Origin of the sequence: Sodalis glossinidius str. 'morsitans', assembly GCF_000010085.1 — a bacterium.
GTDB classification, from domain to species: Bacteria; Pseudomonadota; Gammaproteobacteria; order Enterobacterales; family Enterobacteriaceae; genus Sodalis; species Sodalis glossinidius.
In genome coordinates this window covers 832,166-848,564 of record NC_007712.1, presented here as the reverse complement: position 1 = coordinate 848,564, position 16,399 = coordinate 832,166, and the positions used below count along the sequence as shown (strand labels likewise).

16 protein-coding genes and 2 pseudogenes are annotated in these 16,399 nt (G+C 53.6%); 11 read left to right on the top strand and 7 right to left on the bottom strand.

Features of this window, described 5'->3' with window-relative positions; translation table 11 throughout:
• Positions 1–48: 48 nt before the first annotated feature.
• The 5 genes from pcnB to panD all read left to right on the top strand — a co-directional run bounded on the left by pcnB (position 49) and on the right by panD (position 4,326).
• Entirely contained in the window at positions 49–1,440 is a 1,392-nt protein-coding gene (gene pcnB / locus SGP1_RS04365; protein ID WP_243466253.1) for a polynucleotide adenylyltransferase PcnB, read from the top strand.
• A complete protein-coding gene (folK, locus tag SGP1_RS04360) occupies positions 1,440–1,946 on the top strand; it encodes a 2-amino-4-hydroxy-6-hydroxymethyldihydropteridine diphosphokinase (protein WP_011410462.1) in 507 nt (168 codons plus the stop codon). The genes pcnB and folK overlap by 1 nt, the downstream gene beginning before the upstream one ends.
• Before the next feature lie 321 nt (positions 1,947–2,267).
• Positions 2,268–3,056 carry a 3-methyl-2-oxobutanoate hydroxymethyltransferase gene (gene panB, locus SGP1_RS04355; protein ID WP_011410461.1) on the top strand — a complete coding sequence of 263 codons (789 nt, stop codon included), beginning with the start codon at positions 2,268–2,270 and terminating at the stop codon, positions 3,054–3,056.
• A 14-nt stretch (positions 3,057–3,070) separates the two neighbouring features.
• Positions 3,071–3,925 carry a pantoate--beta-alanine ligase gene (gene panC, locus SGP1_RS04350; protein ID WP_011410460.1) on the top strand — a complete coding sequence of 285 codons (855 nt, stop codon included), beginning with the start codon at positions 3,071–3,073 and terminating at the stop codon, positions 3,923–3,925.
• Positions 3,926–3,945: 20 nt separating this feature from the next.
• A complete protein-coding gene (panD, locus tag SGP1_RS04345) occupies positions 3,946–4,326 on the top strand; it encodes an aspartate 1-decarboxylase (RefSeq protein WP_011410459.1) in 381 nt (126 codons plus the stop codon).
• 213 nt (positions 4,327–4,539) lie between these two features.
• Here panD and SGP1_RS04340 read toward each other — a convergent pair whose 3' ends face one another.
• Both SGP1_RS04340 and SGP1_RS04335 read right to left on the bottom strand, forming a co-directional pair.
• Positions 4,540–5,310 carry an ABC transporter permease gene (locus SGP1_RS04340; protein ID WP_011410458.1) on the bottom strand — a complete coding sequence of 257 codons (771 nt, stop codon included), beginning with the start codon at positions 5,308–5,310 and terminating at the stop codon, positions 4,540–4,542.
• Positions 5,307–6,239, bottom strand: a complete 933-nt coding sequence (locus SGP1_RS04335) for an ABC transporter ATP-binding protein (RefSeq protein WP_011410457.1) — start codon at positions 6,237–6,239, stop codon at positions 5,307–5,309. The genes SGP1_RS04340 and SGP1_RS04335 overlap by 4 nt, the downstream gene beginning before the upstream one ends.
• Before the next feature lie 110 nt (positions 6,240–6,349).
• On the opposite strand from SGP1_RS04335, the gene can reads away from it, so the two are divergent.
• From can to SGP1_RS04320, 3 genes are all read left to right on the top strand, one after another.
• Positions 6,350–7,006 (top strand): carbonate dehydratase, encoded by a 657-nt coding sequence (gene can, locus SGP1_RS04330; protein ID WP_011410456.1) that lies wholly within the window; start codon positions 6,350–6,352, stop codon positions 7,004–7,006.
• A 641-nt stretch (positions 7,007–7,647) separates the two neighbouring features.
• The gene (locus tag SGP1_RS04325; RefSeq protein WP_041866630.1) at positions 7,648–8,040 is read left to right on the top strand and encodes an F-box-like domain-containing protein; all 393 of its coding nucleotides are present in this window, start codon (positions 7,648–7,650) and stop codon (positions 8,038–8,040) included.
• Positions 8,041–8,209: 169 nt separating this feature from the next.
• The gene (locus tag SGP1_RS04320) at positions 8,210–8,563 is read left to right on the top strand and encodes a hypothetical protein (protein ID WP_041866629.1); all 354 of its coding nucleotides are present in this window, start codon (positions 8,210–8,212) and stop codon (positions 8,561–8,563) included.
• 521 nt (positions 8,564–9,084) lie between these two features.
• On the opposite strand, the gene hpt is transcribed toward SGP1_RS04320, so the two are convergent.
• The 4 genes and pseudogenes from hpt to SGP1_RS04295 all read right to left on the bottom strand — a co-directional run bounded on the left by hpt (position 9,085) and on the right by SGP1_RS04295 (position 12,423).
• Complete coding sequence (gene hpt, locus SGP1_RS04310) at positions 9,085–9,627, bottom strand: hypoxanthine phosphoribosyltransferase (protein ID WP_011410455.1); 543 nt, start codon at positions 9,625–9,627, stop codon at positions 9,085–9,087.
• A gap of 169 nt (positions 9,628–9,796) precedes the next feature.
• A pseudogene (locus SGP1_RS04305) lies at positions 9,797–10,696 on the bottom strand (IS110 family transposase).
• 424 nt (positions 10,697–11,120) lie between these two features.
• Positions 11,121–11,864, bottom strand: coding sequence for a hypothetical protein (locus tag SGP1_RS04300; RefSeq protein ID WP_011410454.1), 744 nt, complete (start codon positions 11,862–11,864; stop codon positions 11,121–11,123).
• Positions 11,827–12,423, bottom strand: a complete 597-nt coding sequence (locus SGP1_RS04295) for a hypothetical protein (RefSeq protein WP_041866627.1) — start codon at positions 12,421–12,423, stop codon at positions 11,827–11,829. Before SGP1_RS04295 ends, SGP1_RS04300 begins: the two co-directional genes overlap by 38 nt.
• Before the next feature lie 1,109 nt (positions 12,424–13,532).
• Here SGP1_RS04295 and SGP1_RS04290 point away from each other — a divergent pair.
• The 3 genes from SGP1_RS04290 (at position 13,533) to speD (ending at position 15,676) form a co-directional block, all read left to right on the top strand.
• Positions 13,533–13,880: a YacC family pilotin-like protein gene (locus SGP1_RS04290; RefSeq protein WP_011410453.1), complete on the top strand. Its 348-nt coding sequence runs from the start codon at positions 13,533–13,535 to the stop codon at positions 13,878–13,880.
• 109 nt (positions 13,881–13,989) lie between these two features.
• Positions 13,990–14,853 (top strand): polyamine aminopropyltransferase, encoded by an 864-nt coding sequence (gene speE, locus SGP1_RS04285; protein ID WP_011410452.1) that lies wholly within the window; start codon positions 13,990–13,992, stop codon positions 14,851–14,853.
• Positions 14,854–14,881: 28 nt separating this feature from the next.
• Positions 14,882–15,676, top strand: a complete 795-nt coding sequence (gene speD / locus SGP1_RS04280; protein WP_011410451.1) for an adenosylmethionine decarboxylase — start codon at positions 14,882–14,884, stop codon at positions 15,674–15,676.
• Positions 15,677–16,038: 362 nt separating this feature from the next.
• Here the strand turns inward: speD and SGP1_RS04275 are convergent.
• A pseudogene (locus tag SGP1_RS04275) lies at positions 16,039–16,265 on the bottom strand (YacL family protein).
• Between the last annotated feature and the right edge of the window lie 134 nt (positions 16,266–16,399).

Below are 16,399 nucleotides of genomic sequence, written 5' to 3'. Positions count from 1 at the left end.
CCGCGGTTTTAGGTTGTTCCTGTTTATTTGTTACTATTGAGGTGTACTATTTTTACCCGAGTAGCCAACTTCTGCCGTAAGATGCTCAATCGTGAAAGCGTGGAAACGGCACCCGAGGATATACGCCCTTTGACGATTATCCCGCGCGACCAGCACACCATCTCCCGTAAAGAGATCAGTGAAAACGCATTAAAGGTCCTTTACCGCCTGAACAAAGCGGGATACGTAGCCTACCTGGTCGGCGGTGGCGTGCGCGATCTGCTGCTGGGTAAAAAGCCCAAGGACTTCGACATCACCACCAGCGCGACCCCGGAGCAGATGCGTAAACTGTTCCGCAACTGCCGTCTGGTCGGCCGCCGTTTCCGGCTGGCTCACGTCATGTTCGGGCCCGAAATTATCGAAGTCGCCACCTTCCGCGGCCATCATCAGGTGCTGGAGCCGGAAGAAGGAGCGACGGGGGCAGCCCTGACCGGGCAAAACGGCATGCTGCTGCGCGACAATATTTTCGGTTCCATTGAAGAAGACGCCCAGCGCCGTGACTTTTCCGTGAACAGTCTCTATTACAGCGTGGCCGATTTCACCCTGCGCGACTATACCGGAGGGCTTAAAGATTTACAGGAAGGCACTATTCGCCTGATTGGCGATCCGGAAACCCGCTACCGGGAAGATCCGGTTCGCATGCTGCGCGCGGTGCGCTTTGCCGCCAAGCTGGACATGACCATCAGCCGCGAAACCGCCGAACCGATTCCCCGTTTGGCGGCGTTGCTGCACGACATTCCGCCCGCGCGGCTGTTTGAAGAAGCTCTCAAGCTGCTACAGGCGGGCTATGGTGAAGCCACTTACCACCTGCTGTGCGAATACCAGCTGTTCCAGCCGCTGTTTCCGCTGATTAGCCGTAACTTTACCGAGCACGGCGACAGCTATATGGAGCAGATGGTCATCCGCGTTCTGGCCAACACCGATCAGCGTTTGCGCAGCGATATGCGGGTCAATCCGGCCTTCTTGTTCGCCGCCATGTTGTGGTATCCGCTGCTGGAGCATGCGCAAAAACTGACCCAGGAGAGCGGCCTGTCCTATTTCGACGCGTTTTCTCTGGCGATGAACGACATCCTCGACAAACAATGTAGAACACTGGCCATCCCGAAACGATTAACCGCCCTGATGCGGGATATGTGGCAACTGCAGCTGCGGCTATCGCGCCGCCAGGGCAAGCGCGCCCATAAGCTGATGGAACATCCCAAGTTCCGCGCCTCCTATGATTTGCTGACGCTACGCGCCGAAGTCGAAAAGAACGCTGAATTACAGCGACTAAGCCGCTGGTGGGGTGAGTTTCAGGTCGCCGCGCCGCCGCGGCAAAAAAATATGCTTACCACCCTTGGCGATGAGGGTCCGACTCGTTCCCGTCCGCGCCGTCGGGCGCCCAATCGCGACAGCGCCTGATGGAGTGCGTCTGGCTGGCTCTTGGCAGCAATCTGGCGGAACCTCTACAGCAGGTAAGCGCCGCCCTCGTGGCGCTGGCGAGCCTGCCGCAAACCCGGTTGGTCGCCTGCTCATCCTATTATCGCAGTCGCCCGCTGGGCCCGCAGGATCAACCCGATTTCCTTAACGCCGTCGTGGCATTGAACACAACCTTGGCACCGGAAACGCTGCTCGATCACACCCAAGCGATCGAACTGCGCCAGGGACGTACGCGCAAGGCCGATCGCTTTGGGCCACGCACGCTGGATCTGGATATTTTGCTGTTCGGCGAGCGCATTATCGCTACCTCGCGTCTGACGGTACCGCATTACGACATGCACAACCGCGAGTTTATGCTCTATCCCCTCGCGGAGCTCGCCCCGGATCTTCAGTTTCCCAACGGCGTCCCGCTGGCTGAACGTCTGCGTCAGGTGCCGCGCAACGGCCTCACCTATTGGGATGAGGAGCACAGTTACCACCAGGACTGAGCGCTGCCGCCCGCACGCTGACGCCATGGCACACTAACGCCCGTGCGGCGGTCTCTGCCTTCTCTCGCCTCATGCCAGAGGCCACGTCGCGGCCCGCCCTCACGCGCCGGCCTCCGGGTTTCAGCACAAGGATGCATGTTCGCGCCTCCCCCACCTTCTCTCTCTGGCCGGCAGGGTAATAGCACCCGCGACGGGGTCATGTCAATGTCCCCCCCTTGTTTTGTGCGATAAACGCTATACCCCCGGCAAAGCTTCCATTAAAATAGGCTGCCATTCTTTAAGCTGACAGCGGACGCTCCCGCGGCACAGAGGTTACACACCATGACCACGATTTCTCATTTGCGCAAATGGAAACAGCAACAGCGCAAATTCACCTCCATTACCGCTTACGACGCCGCATTTGCCCGCCTGTTCGCCGAACAGGGGATTAAGGTGATGCTGGTGGGCGATTCTTTGGGCATGACCATGCAGGGCCATGACTCGACGCTGCCGGTCACCCTGGAGGATATGGTTTATCATACCCGCTGCGTGCGGCGCGGCGCGCCCTCGTGCCTGCTGCTGGCCGATCTGCCATTCATGAGCTACGCGACGCCGGCACAGACCTTTGAAAATGCGGCAGCGCTGATGCGCGCGGGCGCCAATATGGTCAAGCTTGAGGGCGGCGCATGGCTAGCCGATACCGTTAACGGTCTGACCGCGCGGGCGGTACCCGTCTGCGGCCACCTTGGCCTAACCCCGCAATCTGTGAATATCTTCGGCGGCTATAAAATTCAAGGGCGCGATGCGGTCGGCGCAGACCAGCTGCTGGCCGACGCACGGACGCTGGAACAGGCCGGCGCCCAGTTGCTGGTGCTGGAATGCGTACCGGTCGCGCTGGCGGAACGCGTAACGCATGAGCTGAGCATTCCGGTTATCGGCATTGGTGCCGGCGCCGTGACCGACGGCCAGATCCTGGTCATGCAGGATGCGCTCGGCATCACCGGCGATAGCGCACCCTCCTTCGCCAAAGATTTTCTGGCGGCAGGCGGGGATATTGCCGCCGCCGTACGCCGCTACGTGCAAGAGGTCGAAACCGGCCAGTTTCCCGCGGCCGAACATAGCTTTCAATGATGAAGGAGACTCCCGTGCTGATTATCGAAACGCCGCCAACACTGCGTCAGACGGTTAAACAGTGGAGTCAGGAGCATAAGCGTATCGCCCTGATCCCGACCATGGGAAATTTGCACGAAGGCCATATGGCGCTGATTGACGCCGGGCGCGCCCGCGCGGATAAAGTCGTGGTCAGCGTGTTCGTCAACCCGATGCAGTTCGACCGGCCGGAAGATCTTGCGGCCTACCCGCGAACGCTTCAGGAGGACTGCGAACAGCTAACAAGGCGCGGCGTGGACATGGTCTTCGCACCGGCGACGGGGGTAATCTACCCCGACGATCTCGCCAGTCAGACCTTTGTCGATGTGCCCCGTTTCGCCAATATCCTGGAAGGTGAAAGCCGGCCGGGCCATTTCCGCGGCGTCGCCACCATTGTCAGCAAGCTGTTTAATCTGGTTCAGCCGGACGTGGCCTGCTTCGGCGAAAAGGACTTTCAGCAACTGGCGTTTATTCGTCAACTGGTGCGCGACATGAGCTATGATATCGAGATTATCGGCGTACCAACGGTGCGCGCCGCCGATGGGCTGGCGCTCAGTTCGCGCAACGGTTATCTGAGCGCCGAGGAGCGCCGCCTGGCGCCGCAGCTCAATCAGGTGCTCATGCGGCTGGTGGCGCAGTTGCGCGAAGGCGAACGCCACATTGATGGGTTGCTGACCTCAGCGACGGAACAACTGCTTCAGGCCGGGCTCAGGCCGGATACATTGGTCATTCGCGACGCGCAGACCCTGCAGCCGCTGACGGTCGACAGTCGGCGAGCGGTGGTGTTATTCACCGCCTGGCTGGGTAAGGCCCGGCTGATTGATAATGCGCAAGTGGATCTCATTTCATAACGGTTAAAAGGCTTAAGCTCATGCAACGCACGATGTTACGAGGCAAGCTACACCGGGTGCACGTCACCCAGGTGGATCTCCATTACGAAGGTTCCTGCGCTATCGATCAGGACTTTCTGGATGCAGCGGGTATCCTGGAGTATGAAGCGATTGATATTTATAACGTCGACAACGGTCAGCGCTTCTCTACCTACGCAATTGCCGCCGAACGCGGCTCGCGCATCATCTCGGTCAACGGCGCGGCCGCGCGCTGCGCCTGCGTCGGCGATTTATTGATTATTTGCGCCTATGTGCAAATGCCGGACGAAGAGGCGCGACATCACGCACCCCGGGTGGCCTATTTCGACCAACACAATCAGCTACAGCGCACCGCCAAAGCACTGCCGGTGCAGATGGCCTGAACCATCCGCGCCAAACCCCACAGGCAGCGTTACCCAGCGGTACGGCGCGCCAAGGGCCGCAGGGAGAGACTGCCTGAGTTCTGGCACCCGCGGGCCGCGGGTGAATTTACGCCCGCGCCCGTTCCCTATCGTGGTGGCCCAACCGGCCAGCCCGCGCTGAAACAGGATTAAGCCGCAACACGCCACGGCGCGGCGCTAGCGCCGCCAGTCAGGCTAGGTGCGCAAACCGCGTCCGCGCTGGATAAGCGTCCAGCACAGCAGATAAAACACCAAGATAAAAGCCACCAGCACTGCAAGCGTAAGCGTAAGCGGCACGTCGCTGATGCTCAAGAAGCCATAGCGGAAGCCGCTAATCATATACACCACCGGGTTCAAGCGCGACACCACCTGCCAGAACGGCGGCAGCAGCGTTAACGAATAGAACACGCCGCCCAGATAGGTCAGCGGTGTAAGCACGAAGGTGGGAACAATGCTGATGTCATCAAAGCTTTTGGCAAAGACCGCATTAAGCAAACCCGCCAGCGAAAACAGCACCGCGGTCAATATCAGTGCCAGCACGACCATCCACCAGGAGTGGACCTGGAGCGGCATGAAGAACAACGATACCGCCGTCACCAGAATGCCAACGCAAATCGCGCGCGCCACGCCGCCGCCCACATACCCCGCAATGATCACATGGGTAGGCACCGGCGCCACCAACAGTTCTTCGATGTTGCGCTGAAACTTGGCGCTGAAGAACGATGACGCGACGTTAGTGTAGGCGTTGGTGATCACCGCCATCATAATCAGGCCCGGCACGATGAACTGCATGTACGAAAAGCCGTGCATGGCACCAATCTGCGATCCGATGAGATTGCCGAAAATGATAAAATACAGCGTCATGGTAATGACCGGCGGCACCAGGGTTTGCACCCAGATCCGTGCGAACCGGTTAATTTCTTTACGTAATATGCTTTTAAATGCGACCCAATACAGCTGCATCATGCCCGTTGACCCCTTGCTTTGCCGTCCGTGACCAATGACACGAATAATTCCTCCAGGCGGTTGGCCTTATTGCGCATACTCAACACCTGTACCCCCTGTGCGCTTAGCTGACTGAACAGGCTATTAAGTCCCTGTTCGCGCATCACTTCCACCTCCAGCGTACTGGTATCAAGCAGCTGGCTGCGATACCCGTTCAGCTGCGGCAGCGCGCTTTTCGCCGCCAAATCCAGTATGAAGGTCTCGGATTTCATCTTTGACAGCAGCTCGCGCATAGACGTATTTTCCATCAGTCGGCCGTGCTGGATAATGCCGATATGCCGACAAAGCATCTCCGCCTCTTCCAGGTAATGCGTCGTTAATATAATCGTGGTGCCGCTGTTGTTCAGATCGCGCAAAAAAACCCACATGGAACGGCGCAGCTCGATATCGACGCCGGCGGTGGGTTCATCCAGGATCAGAAGCTTCGGCTCATGCATCAGCGCGCGCGCGATCATCAGCCGGCGCTTCATGCCGCCGGAGAGCATGCGGGCGCGCTCGTCGCGTTTGTCCCACAGATCCAGCTGGCGCAGATATTTTTCCGCGCGGGCCGCAGCCTGCTTGCGCTCCACGCCGTAGTAGCCGGCCTGGTGTACCACGATTTGATAGATAGTTTCAAACGGGTTGAAATTAAATTCCTGCGGCACCAGACCCAGCTGGCGTTTCGCATTGACAATGTCCTTATCGGTATCGTAGCCGAACACCCGCACTTTACCGGCGCTCTTGTTCACCAGAGCGCTGATAATGCCGATGGTGGTGGATTTTCCCGCCCCGTTGGGGCCAAGTAGCGCATAGAAATCGCCGGCTTCCACATTCAGATCGATCCCTTTCAGAGCCTGTACGCCTCCTGCGTAGGTCTTGGTCAACTGCTCCAACTCCAATGCATATGTCATTTGTGACCGGTTACCTTATTCTAAACGGTTTTCAGGAACTGATTTTAAAACACCAGCGCTTGGCCTATATTAGCGCATCGCATTACGACAGTTACGGGCTATTAACATCTATGAAAGACATTTCAACCCTTATCAGTAACAACAAGGACTGGTCCAAGCTTCTGCATGAAGAGGACCCGGGATTCTTTGAGCGGCTGTCGCTGGCGCAGAAACCACGTTTTCTGTGGATTGGCTGTTCTGACAGCCGCGTCCCGGCGGAAAGATTGACCGGGCTGGAGCCCGGTGAGCTGTTTGTGCATCGCAACGTCGCCAATCTGGTTATCCATACCGATCTCAATTGTCTGTCGGTGGTGCAATATGCGGTCGACGTGCTAGAGGTCGAGCATATTATCATTTGCGGCCACTACGGCTGCGGCGGCATTCAGGCGGCCATTGACAATCCCGAGCTGGGGCTTATCGACAACTGGCTGCTACATATCCGTGATTTGTGGTACAAGCATAGCTCACTGCTGGGCGAGCTTCATCCCGAAGACCGCGCCAACATCCTGAGCGAGATTAACGTGATTGAACAGGTATATAACCTGGGACACTCGACTATTATGCGCTCTGCCTGGAAACGGGGCCAGAAGGTCACTATTCACGGTTGGGTGTATGCCCTGCACGACGGACTGCTCCGCGATCTGGAAATTACCGCCACCAGCCGCGAGACACTGGAACAGCGTTATCGTCAGGGGATGGCCACCCTGCTACAGCGCTACGGCAGTTAATTCGACGGACGTTCACTTTGGCAACGGCTGTTCTTGTTGACCGACCTGCCTGCGCCTGATGTGCGTTTAACCGATCGGCGTCCACTTAGTCGCCAGTGATCCGGTTACTGCTGCGGCCAACGGCCTCAGGACATTTCCAATCCATTTCCGGCGGTTTTGTACAGTATAGACGATCTGCACACGCGGTCTTTAACCGCACAAGCCCTGCCGTGGGTAGAGTATGACCTCGCCGAGATCGACATCGGCAGTGCGGCCGACGGTTCTTGCTGGAGTGGTGATGATAAGGCTCGTCGTATTCTGGAATATACGCAGCGTTTTTCAATATGCCGCCGTCTATCCCGCAGAAAGCCCCACTGGTAAGGGTTTCGCTTATTTCCCTTTGCCCCGGCAAATAAATCGAGCGTTAGTGCAGCTTGACGGGTCGTTCACATGATGGTCATTCCTCTTTGAGCGTGGTGCTCACAGTTATTCACGTTGACGTTTTATTCATATATTTGTGTTATAAAACCATTCACTTGACTGGCTGAAAATGTTCTTAACTCATAGAGAGGTCTATCAATGATATGTAAACACAACGCCCGATATTTTAAACACGGCCGGCCCGAAAAATAGAGTTTCAGCTACACCACCTGGCATCCCTGATGCCGATAAGGGTAGACAATACGCCTGTCGATTTAAACACAGCGGCACCAAACAAAAAAAACATTAATGACCTACCACCTGAAATGCTCGAACATATATTTAACTATATCGGTAACGACAAGTTCAACGTGCGCTTAACGTGCCATGCTTTCAACGATGTTGTAGAAAGAACACTTAATGAATATGAATTATTCAAGATTGCATATAGTGAATTGCTTCTTAAATCAAGTTTTGATTCAAGATTAATTAATGATTTAATAAAACAAAGCGAAGAGGAAAAGCGTTTTGTCCTGAAAAATTGTCAAGTTCTGCATAAAGCAGGATTTGATATGAGCCACATATTAACGCTTGACAAAAAAGACGATAAAACTCAGCCCAGTCTTTTTTATTAGATCATTTCAAAGTGCTACATGATATGGAGGCTAGCATGGAGTATATTTATCACCTTGCCACCAACCCCCCCCACGGACACAGACGTTTTTGGTTGAAAATGGAAACGCACTGCTTAAAATGGGTTTCAGTCTGTTTCACACGCACACCCTGTCGTAAAAAAGCGATGAAGTGCATAATTTTATTTTAAACAATTTTTATCATCTGCATGACGCTGGACTGGATCTTGTCCATATCGAAAACCTTGCTGGACGAGACGTCCGTGAACAGAATTTTGTCATGAAACACGTTAAATACCTTCGTGATGAAGGCATTAGCGTGATCCTTATCTTTTCACTGTCTACTCAAAAAAGGAAAATACAGGATTTCATAATCAAAAACATTAAGCACCTGCGTGAAGAGGGGCTTGACACGGAATATATTTTTACTTTTGCTCGTCTGGAAGAGAAAGCGCGGAATTTTCTATTAGCAGAACGAGGTAAAGAGCTGGGTAAAGACTTTAGCAAATTAAAATCAAACCATTAACACACTGTTGCCAATACCATTTCGTGGGCCGTTTCATCGCCACTGACCGGAGATCGTGAAGAAGTCTGCTTCTGCTCACTCATTAGCCTAGACTATGAAGAGAGGTTTCTGAGAGTGTTTATTTATGCGAGGCTTCATTGCGTAATAGAGAATCATGCTTTTCTTAAGGTCGATTTGGCATAAACAGCTCACGTAAATAATGATTTCTACTAAGAATCGACATTCTGATAATATTTTAAGGGTGGTAACAGCCCTCCTCCTGTAATAACAACATAAAATCTCATTATGCCATAAAGTCTCAGTGGTGGTTGTATTGGCCCCGCCCCGGCCATCCAGCAGGGCGCGTGACGTAAAGCGAACTGCCTTCAATCCCGGTTTCCCCTTCCAGAACACACGTTTTCCTGGCCCGCACTCCGGTCAACGATGGCAAATACCGTGGCCGCCTATATCAGGTGTGCCGACCCCACAATCTCTGTGGACGCTCTTGCCCGGCGGCCAATCTGACTGGATGACAAAGCGGTTTAGGCAGATTCTGTAGCCGTCACGACTTTGCCGACATAGGGTAAATACCGGTAATGCTGGGCATAATCGATACCGTAGCCGACGACAAACTCATCGGGAATGGTAAATCCCACCCACTCCACCGTTACCTTGACTTCCCGGCGGTCTGGTTTATCGAGCAGTGTGCAAATGGCGAGGGATTTTGGCTGGCGCAAGGCGAGGATCTCGCGCACCCGGCTCAGGGTATTGCCGGAATCGATGATATCTTCGACAATCAACACGTCCTTGCCGCGGATATCCTCGTCCAAATCTTTCAGGATTTTTACGTCGCTGCTTGAGCTCATACCACTGCCGTAACTGGAGGCAGTCATAAAATCCACTTCGTGGGACACGGTGACAACGCGGCACAAATCCGCCATAAACATGAATGACCCCCGCAACAGGCCGACCAGGATCATTTCGCTGTTGCTATCGCGATAATGCTCACTAATGGATTGCCCCAGTTCGGCAATACGCTTGGCGATGTCCTGTTCGGAGATCATGACTTCCACGTGATGTTTCATAAATTACCTATACCACTTATGTTAATCAGTCAAAACCATTACGACCGTGAATGAAAAGCTGTCAATGAGATGCCGACTGACCGCAGACACATCGCGCCATCAGGTACCCGCTTCGCACCTCTTAAGGCGGGGGATTATATCAGGGAAGCAACTGTCTTGAACGATAAAATTATAGAGAAACGTGATGGTACGATTCATCCCACTCTTCGTTCTTTCTGAGCATCGCGTTCAGGATAGTCAGAAGTTTACGCATACAGGCAACCAGCGCGACTTTTTTGGCTTTTCCCGCTGCAAGTAGCCGAGTATAAAATGCTTTTATCACCGGATTAAAGCAACAAGTGCGGCGATATAAAGCGCTGTTCGGACTCCGCCCCTTCCGCCAAAGATGGTTCGCCGACCCCACATGGTACCCGAGTCCCAGTTTATGGGAGCAACACCTACAAGCGCGCTGATGGCTCGTCTCGAGAGGCTACCCAGGTCGGAAACCTCCGCCAGCAACGCTGCAACCGTCATCGTACCAACCCCTTTAATACTGCTCAGTCTGGCAGCCAGCGCTTTGATGATGATATTGATACTTTTCCTGCTCTGTGGATGAACGGGATAAAGACGGTTACGCTCAGCAATCAACATCGCTGTTAGCTGGCGTCGGCGCACTACCATCGCAGCAAGAACCTGACGCTCCGCATCCAGCATGGCACGGATAAAGCGTTCCCGCCCTGGATGTCGATTAGTGACCTCCGCCATTTGTGCAAGCACCCGTGCATTAATACGGTCCGTTTTTGCCAGATAGCCCATAGTGCGGGCAAAGTCACGAGCCTGTCTGGGATTGACCACCGCGACGTCAAAGCCTTCAGCCTGAAACAAGCAGGCCACGGCAGCTTCAAGTCCACCAGTGGCCTCTATCAGAACCAACACCACCGGATACTTTCTCAGTTCATCAGTAATAGCATCAAAACCGTCCGTCAGAGTCATTACTGACCGTAAACTGAGCAATATCACTGCTGGCAGCAATGTCCAGTGTCGCTTTAAAAACATCAATTCCCACAAAAAGTGGATTTGGCAGACTCATTATTACCCATCCTTGCAAATACGTTATGGAGTACGGACAACTGTTCAGGTTTCAGATGAGTGGCTCAGTATAGGCGTCATTAGCTTCTCTACGGGCTATAAACCCTGGGATGAATCAGACTACATACACCTTGCCAAATCTATTCGTCACTATGCTAACTAAATTTCAAGATACAAGGATGTCGGATGGGGTGAAAGCATGAAAACAAAGCGACATATCTGGCCGCTGAGCGGTGTTATCGCTACCCCTCCCCCTCCAGGCCAGGTTGGCACCAGCGTACAGACAAGGGAGTATCCATTACGAAGACGATAAGCACGGACGGGAAGCGAACAACCGCCATCATAGCGGGGGAAGAAAAGCGCGCCATTGCTAACGTGGCGGGACGGCAGATAGCCGCTGGCCCTAGCCGCAGCCGTCCATGATTCTAGGCCAGTGCGAGCTTGACGTCATACCGGCTGGCATGACCGTCAGTCTTATTGAATTTTGCCCGTAACAGGGGCTCAATAGTGTTTAACATGGCGCGGATCGTCTCTTGTGAGAGACCCCGGTTTTCCCAGACCTGCACCATGCACCAAATAAAGACGTCGACCCGCTGTGGCGCCGCGTCTTTTCTTTTGTTAGCCAGCGCAAAAACCGCCTCATCATCGCTGAGACCGCACTCCCGCGAGATGGTCTGCCAGGGCAATCCCTGCGCCACCTTCTCCCCGGCCGGCCCGTTATCAACCGCGATCCGTACCGCGTTGGTTTTCGTGATGCCCAGCGCGTCAGCGACCGCCCGGCAGGATTCACCTTTGATAACCCTATCAGCGGCCGCGCTCTTTACCGAAATCATCTCTAGAGCGAAGGCAGCCTGGGCATCGCTAATAGCACATTCTTCGGCAATCACCCGGCATGAATCGCCCTGCCGCGCGCGATGACCTGAGGCTCCTTCCACCGCCAGCAATTGCAGCTCAAGCTGCTCCTCAGGCAGGTCAATGCCGTAGCTTTCGCCTATGCTGCGACACGATTGCCCCTCTTTGACGCCTTCGCCCGCCGGACCGTTGACGGCAAGCAATTCTAGCGCGATAAGCGCATCTCTCCTGTCGATTCCGAAGGCGCTGGCGACCTCCTCCTGGCAAGGACTCCCCTCTTCAACGCTTTGCACGGCCACGCTTTCGACGGCAATCAACTGCAGGTCCTTTAACCGTCAGCATCTCCAGGGCCAATCGCGGGGCGGAATGGAGAATCTCGAGCGCATCCGCAATGGTTTTACAGGTTTGTCCGTCCGCGACCCCCTTGACGCTAGGCCCCATAACTGCGCTGAGTTCAAGACCGCATTGCACCAGTTCATCCGTAATCCCATGCTCCTTTGCGACCTTGTGGCAACCTTCGGCCATTTTGACTCTCGCCTGCGCAATACTCACCACCAGCAATGGGGCAGTTTGATAAGGTATAGAGCACAATGTTTGACCAAAAGCAGCCAGGAGCTGCGGCGCTATTTCTGCCGGCGCCGCCAGAATGGCGCTATGCAGATTTTTAATCTTCACAAAATCATTCGCCAATGAACGACAGGAGCATTTTGGGCGAATTGTCGGTGGGGGAACCCTCCACCTCTCAGCGCTATTCCCGACGTGTAAAATCTTCTGAATTATACGGTGATCGTCGGCGTCGAGGTTTACTTTCAAAGACAGCATCTTTTTGACGCACTGAAACTGGTTATCTAATTCTGCATAACTTGTGATTGGCATTTTCCTCTCCTGTGTACAGGTTATTTCCACCAAGACAGCCCCTTGAAGAATATATTGCATTCATTCATGGGGCGTAAAATGTGTAATCCCGCTTGATGCCGCCACGCCGCACCTAATGCTTATATGACCGTCAGCGTATAATAGCCAAACTTACGCTTTATTCTCGTCACCCACCCCATCCCATAATTAGTGTTTTTTGGCTATAACGTTCAGAAAAATATAGATTACAACGCGCGCGTCAAGCCCTCTTCAGGCAATGATGTTTGAATCAATTTGCGTTAAGCAACACCAGCCAGGCTGTTACGGCGGGATACTCACTGCTAGCCTTTATAAAATAATCTTCTGTCCGTTTAAAAAAATCTTGTTGCCAGTATATATCTGCCTTCCACCAAGAGCAGACGTCGTTAATAATTCTGAGGTCTGGCAAAGGGGTAATCCTGCCGGGCCGGGCACGAGGCTATATTATTCAACCGGCGACGTGTCATTATCTTCGCGATAACAAACGGGGCAAGACGCTGTCCGGCCTGTAAACTCTATTTATCACACCCTGCCAAATTATCTTAAGCCAACGTCGACCTGAACAAGAAACACCTGTTTTTGACGATAAGAAAGGGGCGGCAATGACCGACATACTAAATTAGTGTTTTATTAATATAATATTAGTTATAAAATAGATGTTATATCCCTGATTGCAAATACGGCCTCAGGTACTTTCGCTTCACGCCCAACGCTTCAATGCCCGTTACCAACGCGAATGGGCAGCTCACCGGTCTGTGCTGACGGCATAATAACGTTAATCAGACTGAGCCAGGCGCAAAGCAGATTCAGTAACCCGAGGCGCCGACAAGGCAACGAAACGGCGGCCCTGTCGAGGATGACGCGTTCCGGGTATTGGGTTAAGGATTGTCACCGTGCTTGACGGGAGAGGCTGAGATGGTGGTAGTGTAGCTAGTTAACGGTGTGACTGGTTGGCGGTGTGGCAGGGAGGCAAGACAGTTGCATTATCCTGTTCCATACTAAGGAGATGCGGTCCTGCGGCCAAAAAAACTGAAGGCGTCCATCCTGAAATATGATAACGTCAAAGTATAACTATCGAATTGAGTTTCACTATGAAAAACACCGTATTGGTGATGCATTTTATTAGCATGCTATTGATTTCCAGCGCTGCGCAGGCGCTGACGGAGAATGAAGCAGAAGACATGGCCTACTTGACGGCGGTATTTGTCTATCTTAAGAATAACTGCGGTTACGCGGATATGCCCAATGAACAAATTCGCCGCGCCATTTTAATTTTTGCCCAGCAAAACCGCTGGGATCTGAGCAACTATGCCGCCTACGATATGCGTACGCTGGGTGAAGACAGCTACCGCGACCTGAGCGGCATCCCCTTACCGTCGGCGAAAAAATGCGAATCGCTGGCGACTAACTCTCTTGGTTTGCTCGCCTATACCAAATAATACGCTCTCCTAGCCCCTGTGCACGAAATTTAACCGTGCAACGGCGGGCAGAGTTAGCTATCATATTGCGCTGTTTTTTCATGGCGGACTTGCCAAGGAGCAGCCAGACATGTCCCATCAAGAAACCTGGCACGAAACGTTACACGATCATTTCGGCCAATATTTTACTGTGGATAATCTTCTGTACCGGGATACAACCGGCCAGCAGGATTTGGTGATATTTGAAAACGCCGCGCTCGGCCGCGTCATGGCGTTGGACGGCGTGGTGCAGACCACCGAGCGTGATGAGTTTATTTACCATGAAATGATGGCTCATGTACCGCTTATCGCGCATGGCGGTGCCAAAAAAGTGCTGATCATCGGCGGCGGCGACGGCGGTATGCTACGCGAAGTCAGCCGGCATCCCGGCGTTGAACAGATAACGATGGTTGAAATCGATGCCGGCGTAGTGACGTTCTGCAAGCAATACCTGCCGCGCCACAACGCCGGCGCGTTTGACGATCCGCGCTTCAAGCTGGTGATCGCTGACGGGGTGAACTTTGTTTCCCAAAGCAGTGAGAAATTTGATGTCATCATTTCCGACTGCACCGACCCTATCGGGCCGGGAGAAAGCCTATTTACCTCTAATTTTTATCAAGACTGCGCACGCTGTCTCAATGAGGGCGGCATTTTCGTCGCGCAGAACGGCGTGTGTTTTTTACAGCAGGATGAAGTGGTAAACAGCCATCGTAAACTTGGTCACTATTTTAGCGACATCAGTTTTTATCAGGCGGCGGTGCCGACCTATTATGGCGGCATCATGACCTTCGCCTGGGCGAGCCAGAATCCGGCGCTACGCCAGCTCGACACGGCGACCCTGGCGGCTCGTATCGACGAGACCGCGCTAACCTGCCGCTATTACAATGCGGCGATCCATCACGGCAGCTTCGCCCTGCCGCAATATTTGCTGAATGCCTTATCAGCCTCCCGCTGAAACGGTATCCATAAGGGGGTGAACCAAATTGCAGAAGCTAAAACTACACGGCTTTAATAACCTGACCAAGAGCCTGAGTTTTTGTATTTACGATATTTGCTATGCCAAAACGGCGGACGACCGTGACGGCTATATCACCTACATTGACGAACAATATAACGCCAATCGTCTGACGGAAATTCTCAGCGAAACCTGCTCCATGATAGGCGCCAATATCCTGAATATCGCCCGCCAGGACTACGAGCCGCAGGGTGCGAGCGTGACCATACTGGTGAGTGAGGAGCCGGTTGATCCGGGCAGCATTGACACGTCTGAACACCCTGGCCCGCTGCCGGAGTCGGTAGTGGCACATCTGGATAAAAGCCATATTTGCGTGCATACTTACCCGGAAAGCCATCCCGAGGGCGGTCTGTGCACCTTCCGCGCCGATATTGAGGTATCGACGTGCGGCGTCATTTCCCCGCTAAAAGCGCTCAATTACCTGATCCATCAGTTGGAGTCGGATATTGTCACCATGGATTACCGCGTGCGCGGCTTCACCCGCGATATCAACGGGGTAAAACATTACATTGATCATGAAATCAATTCGATTCAGAATTTCATGTCGAAAGATATGAAAGCGCTCTATCACATGATGGATGTGAATGTGTATCAGGAAAATATTTTTCATACCAAGATAATGCTGAAAGATTTTGATCTGAAACATTATCTGTTCAATGCCCGACCGGACGATCTCAGCGCCGAGGAGCGTAAAGCGATTACCGACTTACTCTATAAAGAGATGCAGGAAATCTATTACGGCCGCAACTTGCCGGTGCTGTAACCCCCCGCCGCTGCCAGCGTCCTGGTCTTCTACCCTGGTGGGGATCAGGGTCGGCTATCCCGGTGATATGCCTGCCGCCCTGAGCGGGTGCAAAAGGGGATACGCCGGGGCATAGCCTTTTGCCGCTAAGGGGACCAAAAGCGATTATCCCGGCAGTAAAGCTTCCGCCCTCTAGAGGACTAAAAGCGGTTGTCCCGCGGCGGTGCTCCAGGCCCGAGCGGAGGTAAGCATGGCGTGCGCCGGTACGCGGTAGCGATGAGCGGCGACAACGGGCGACGTCGCGTTCAATATAATACTATCGGCCGCACTGCCGTTATTCCCCACGCTTCATCCGCCGGTTTGGATAAACTAGCGATACCGGCTTATAGCATCAGCAGAAAATCGTCGCTGCCGCACAGCGACAGGCTTTCTTCATTGTAATAACTCGCCCCTCCTCCAGCGCGTCAAAGGCCACCGACATGCCGTTGGCGCGGACTATCACCTCTTCGGCGTCAATAAGCAGGGTAAATTCATGGCCGATGGCTTCATGGCCCATGGAGAATTTGACAATCACCTGGCCGGTAACATCGCGGAGGAATTCGTAATCCATTGTAGCTGTCCACCCCGCAAGAGGCGCAATGCCGCATCCGTTTAAAACACGACGGTGGAAGATAAGGGGAGTTTACGAGCTTTTTCTTCGTCAGCCAAAACCGGATAGCGGGAACAATCCACAGCTGGCTCCGC

Coding starts and splice junctions, on each gene's coding strand:
- folK (WP_011410462.1), top strand. CDS start 1,440: ATGGAGTGCGTCTGGCTGGCTCTTGGCAGCAATCTGGCGGAACCTCTA.
- panB (WP_011410461.1), top strand. CDS start 2,268: ATGACCACGATTTCTCATTTGCGCAAATGGAAACAGCAACAGCGCAAA.
- panD (WP_011410459.1), top strand. CDS start 3,946: ATGCAACGCACGATGTTACGAGGCAAGCTACACCGGGTGCACGTCACC.
- SGP1_RS04340 (WP_011410458.1), bottom strand. CDS start 5,310: ATGATGCAGCTGTATTGGGTCGCATTTAAAAGCATATTACGTAAAGAA.
- SGP1_RS04335 (WP_011410457.1), bottom strand. CDS start 6,239: ATGACATATGCATTGGAGTTGGAGCAGTTGACCAAGACCTACGCAGGA.
- can (WP_011410456.1), top strand. CDS start 6,350: ATGAAAGACATTTCAACCCTTATCAGTAACAACAAGGACTGGTCCAAG.
- SGP1_RS04325 (WP_041866630.1), top strand. CDS start 7,648: ATGCCGATAAGGGTAGACAATACGCCTGTCGATTTAAACACAGCGGCA.
- hpt (WP_011410455.1), bottom strand. CDS start 9,627: ATGAAACATCACGTGGAAGTCATGATCTCCGAACAGGACATCGCCAAG.
- SGP1_RS04295 (WP_041866627.1), bottom strand. CDS start 12,423: ATGCCAATCACAAGTTATGCAGAATTAGATAACCAGTTTCAGTGCGTC.
- SGP1_RS04290 (WP_011410453.1), top strand. CDS start 13,533: ATGAAAAACACCGTATTGGTGATGCATTTTATTAGCATGCTATTGATT.
- speE (WP_011410452.1), top strand. CDS start 13,990: ATGTCCCATCAAGAAACCTGGCACGAAACGTTACACGATCATTTCGGC.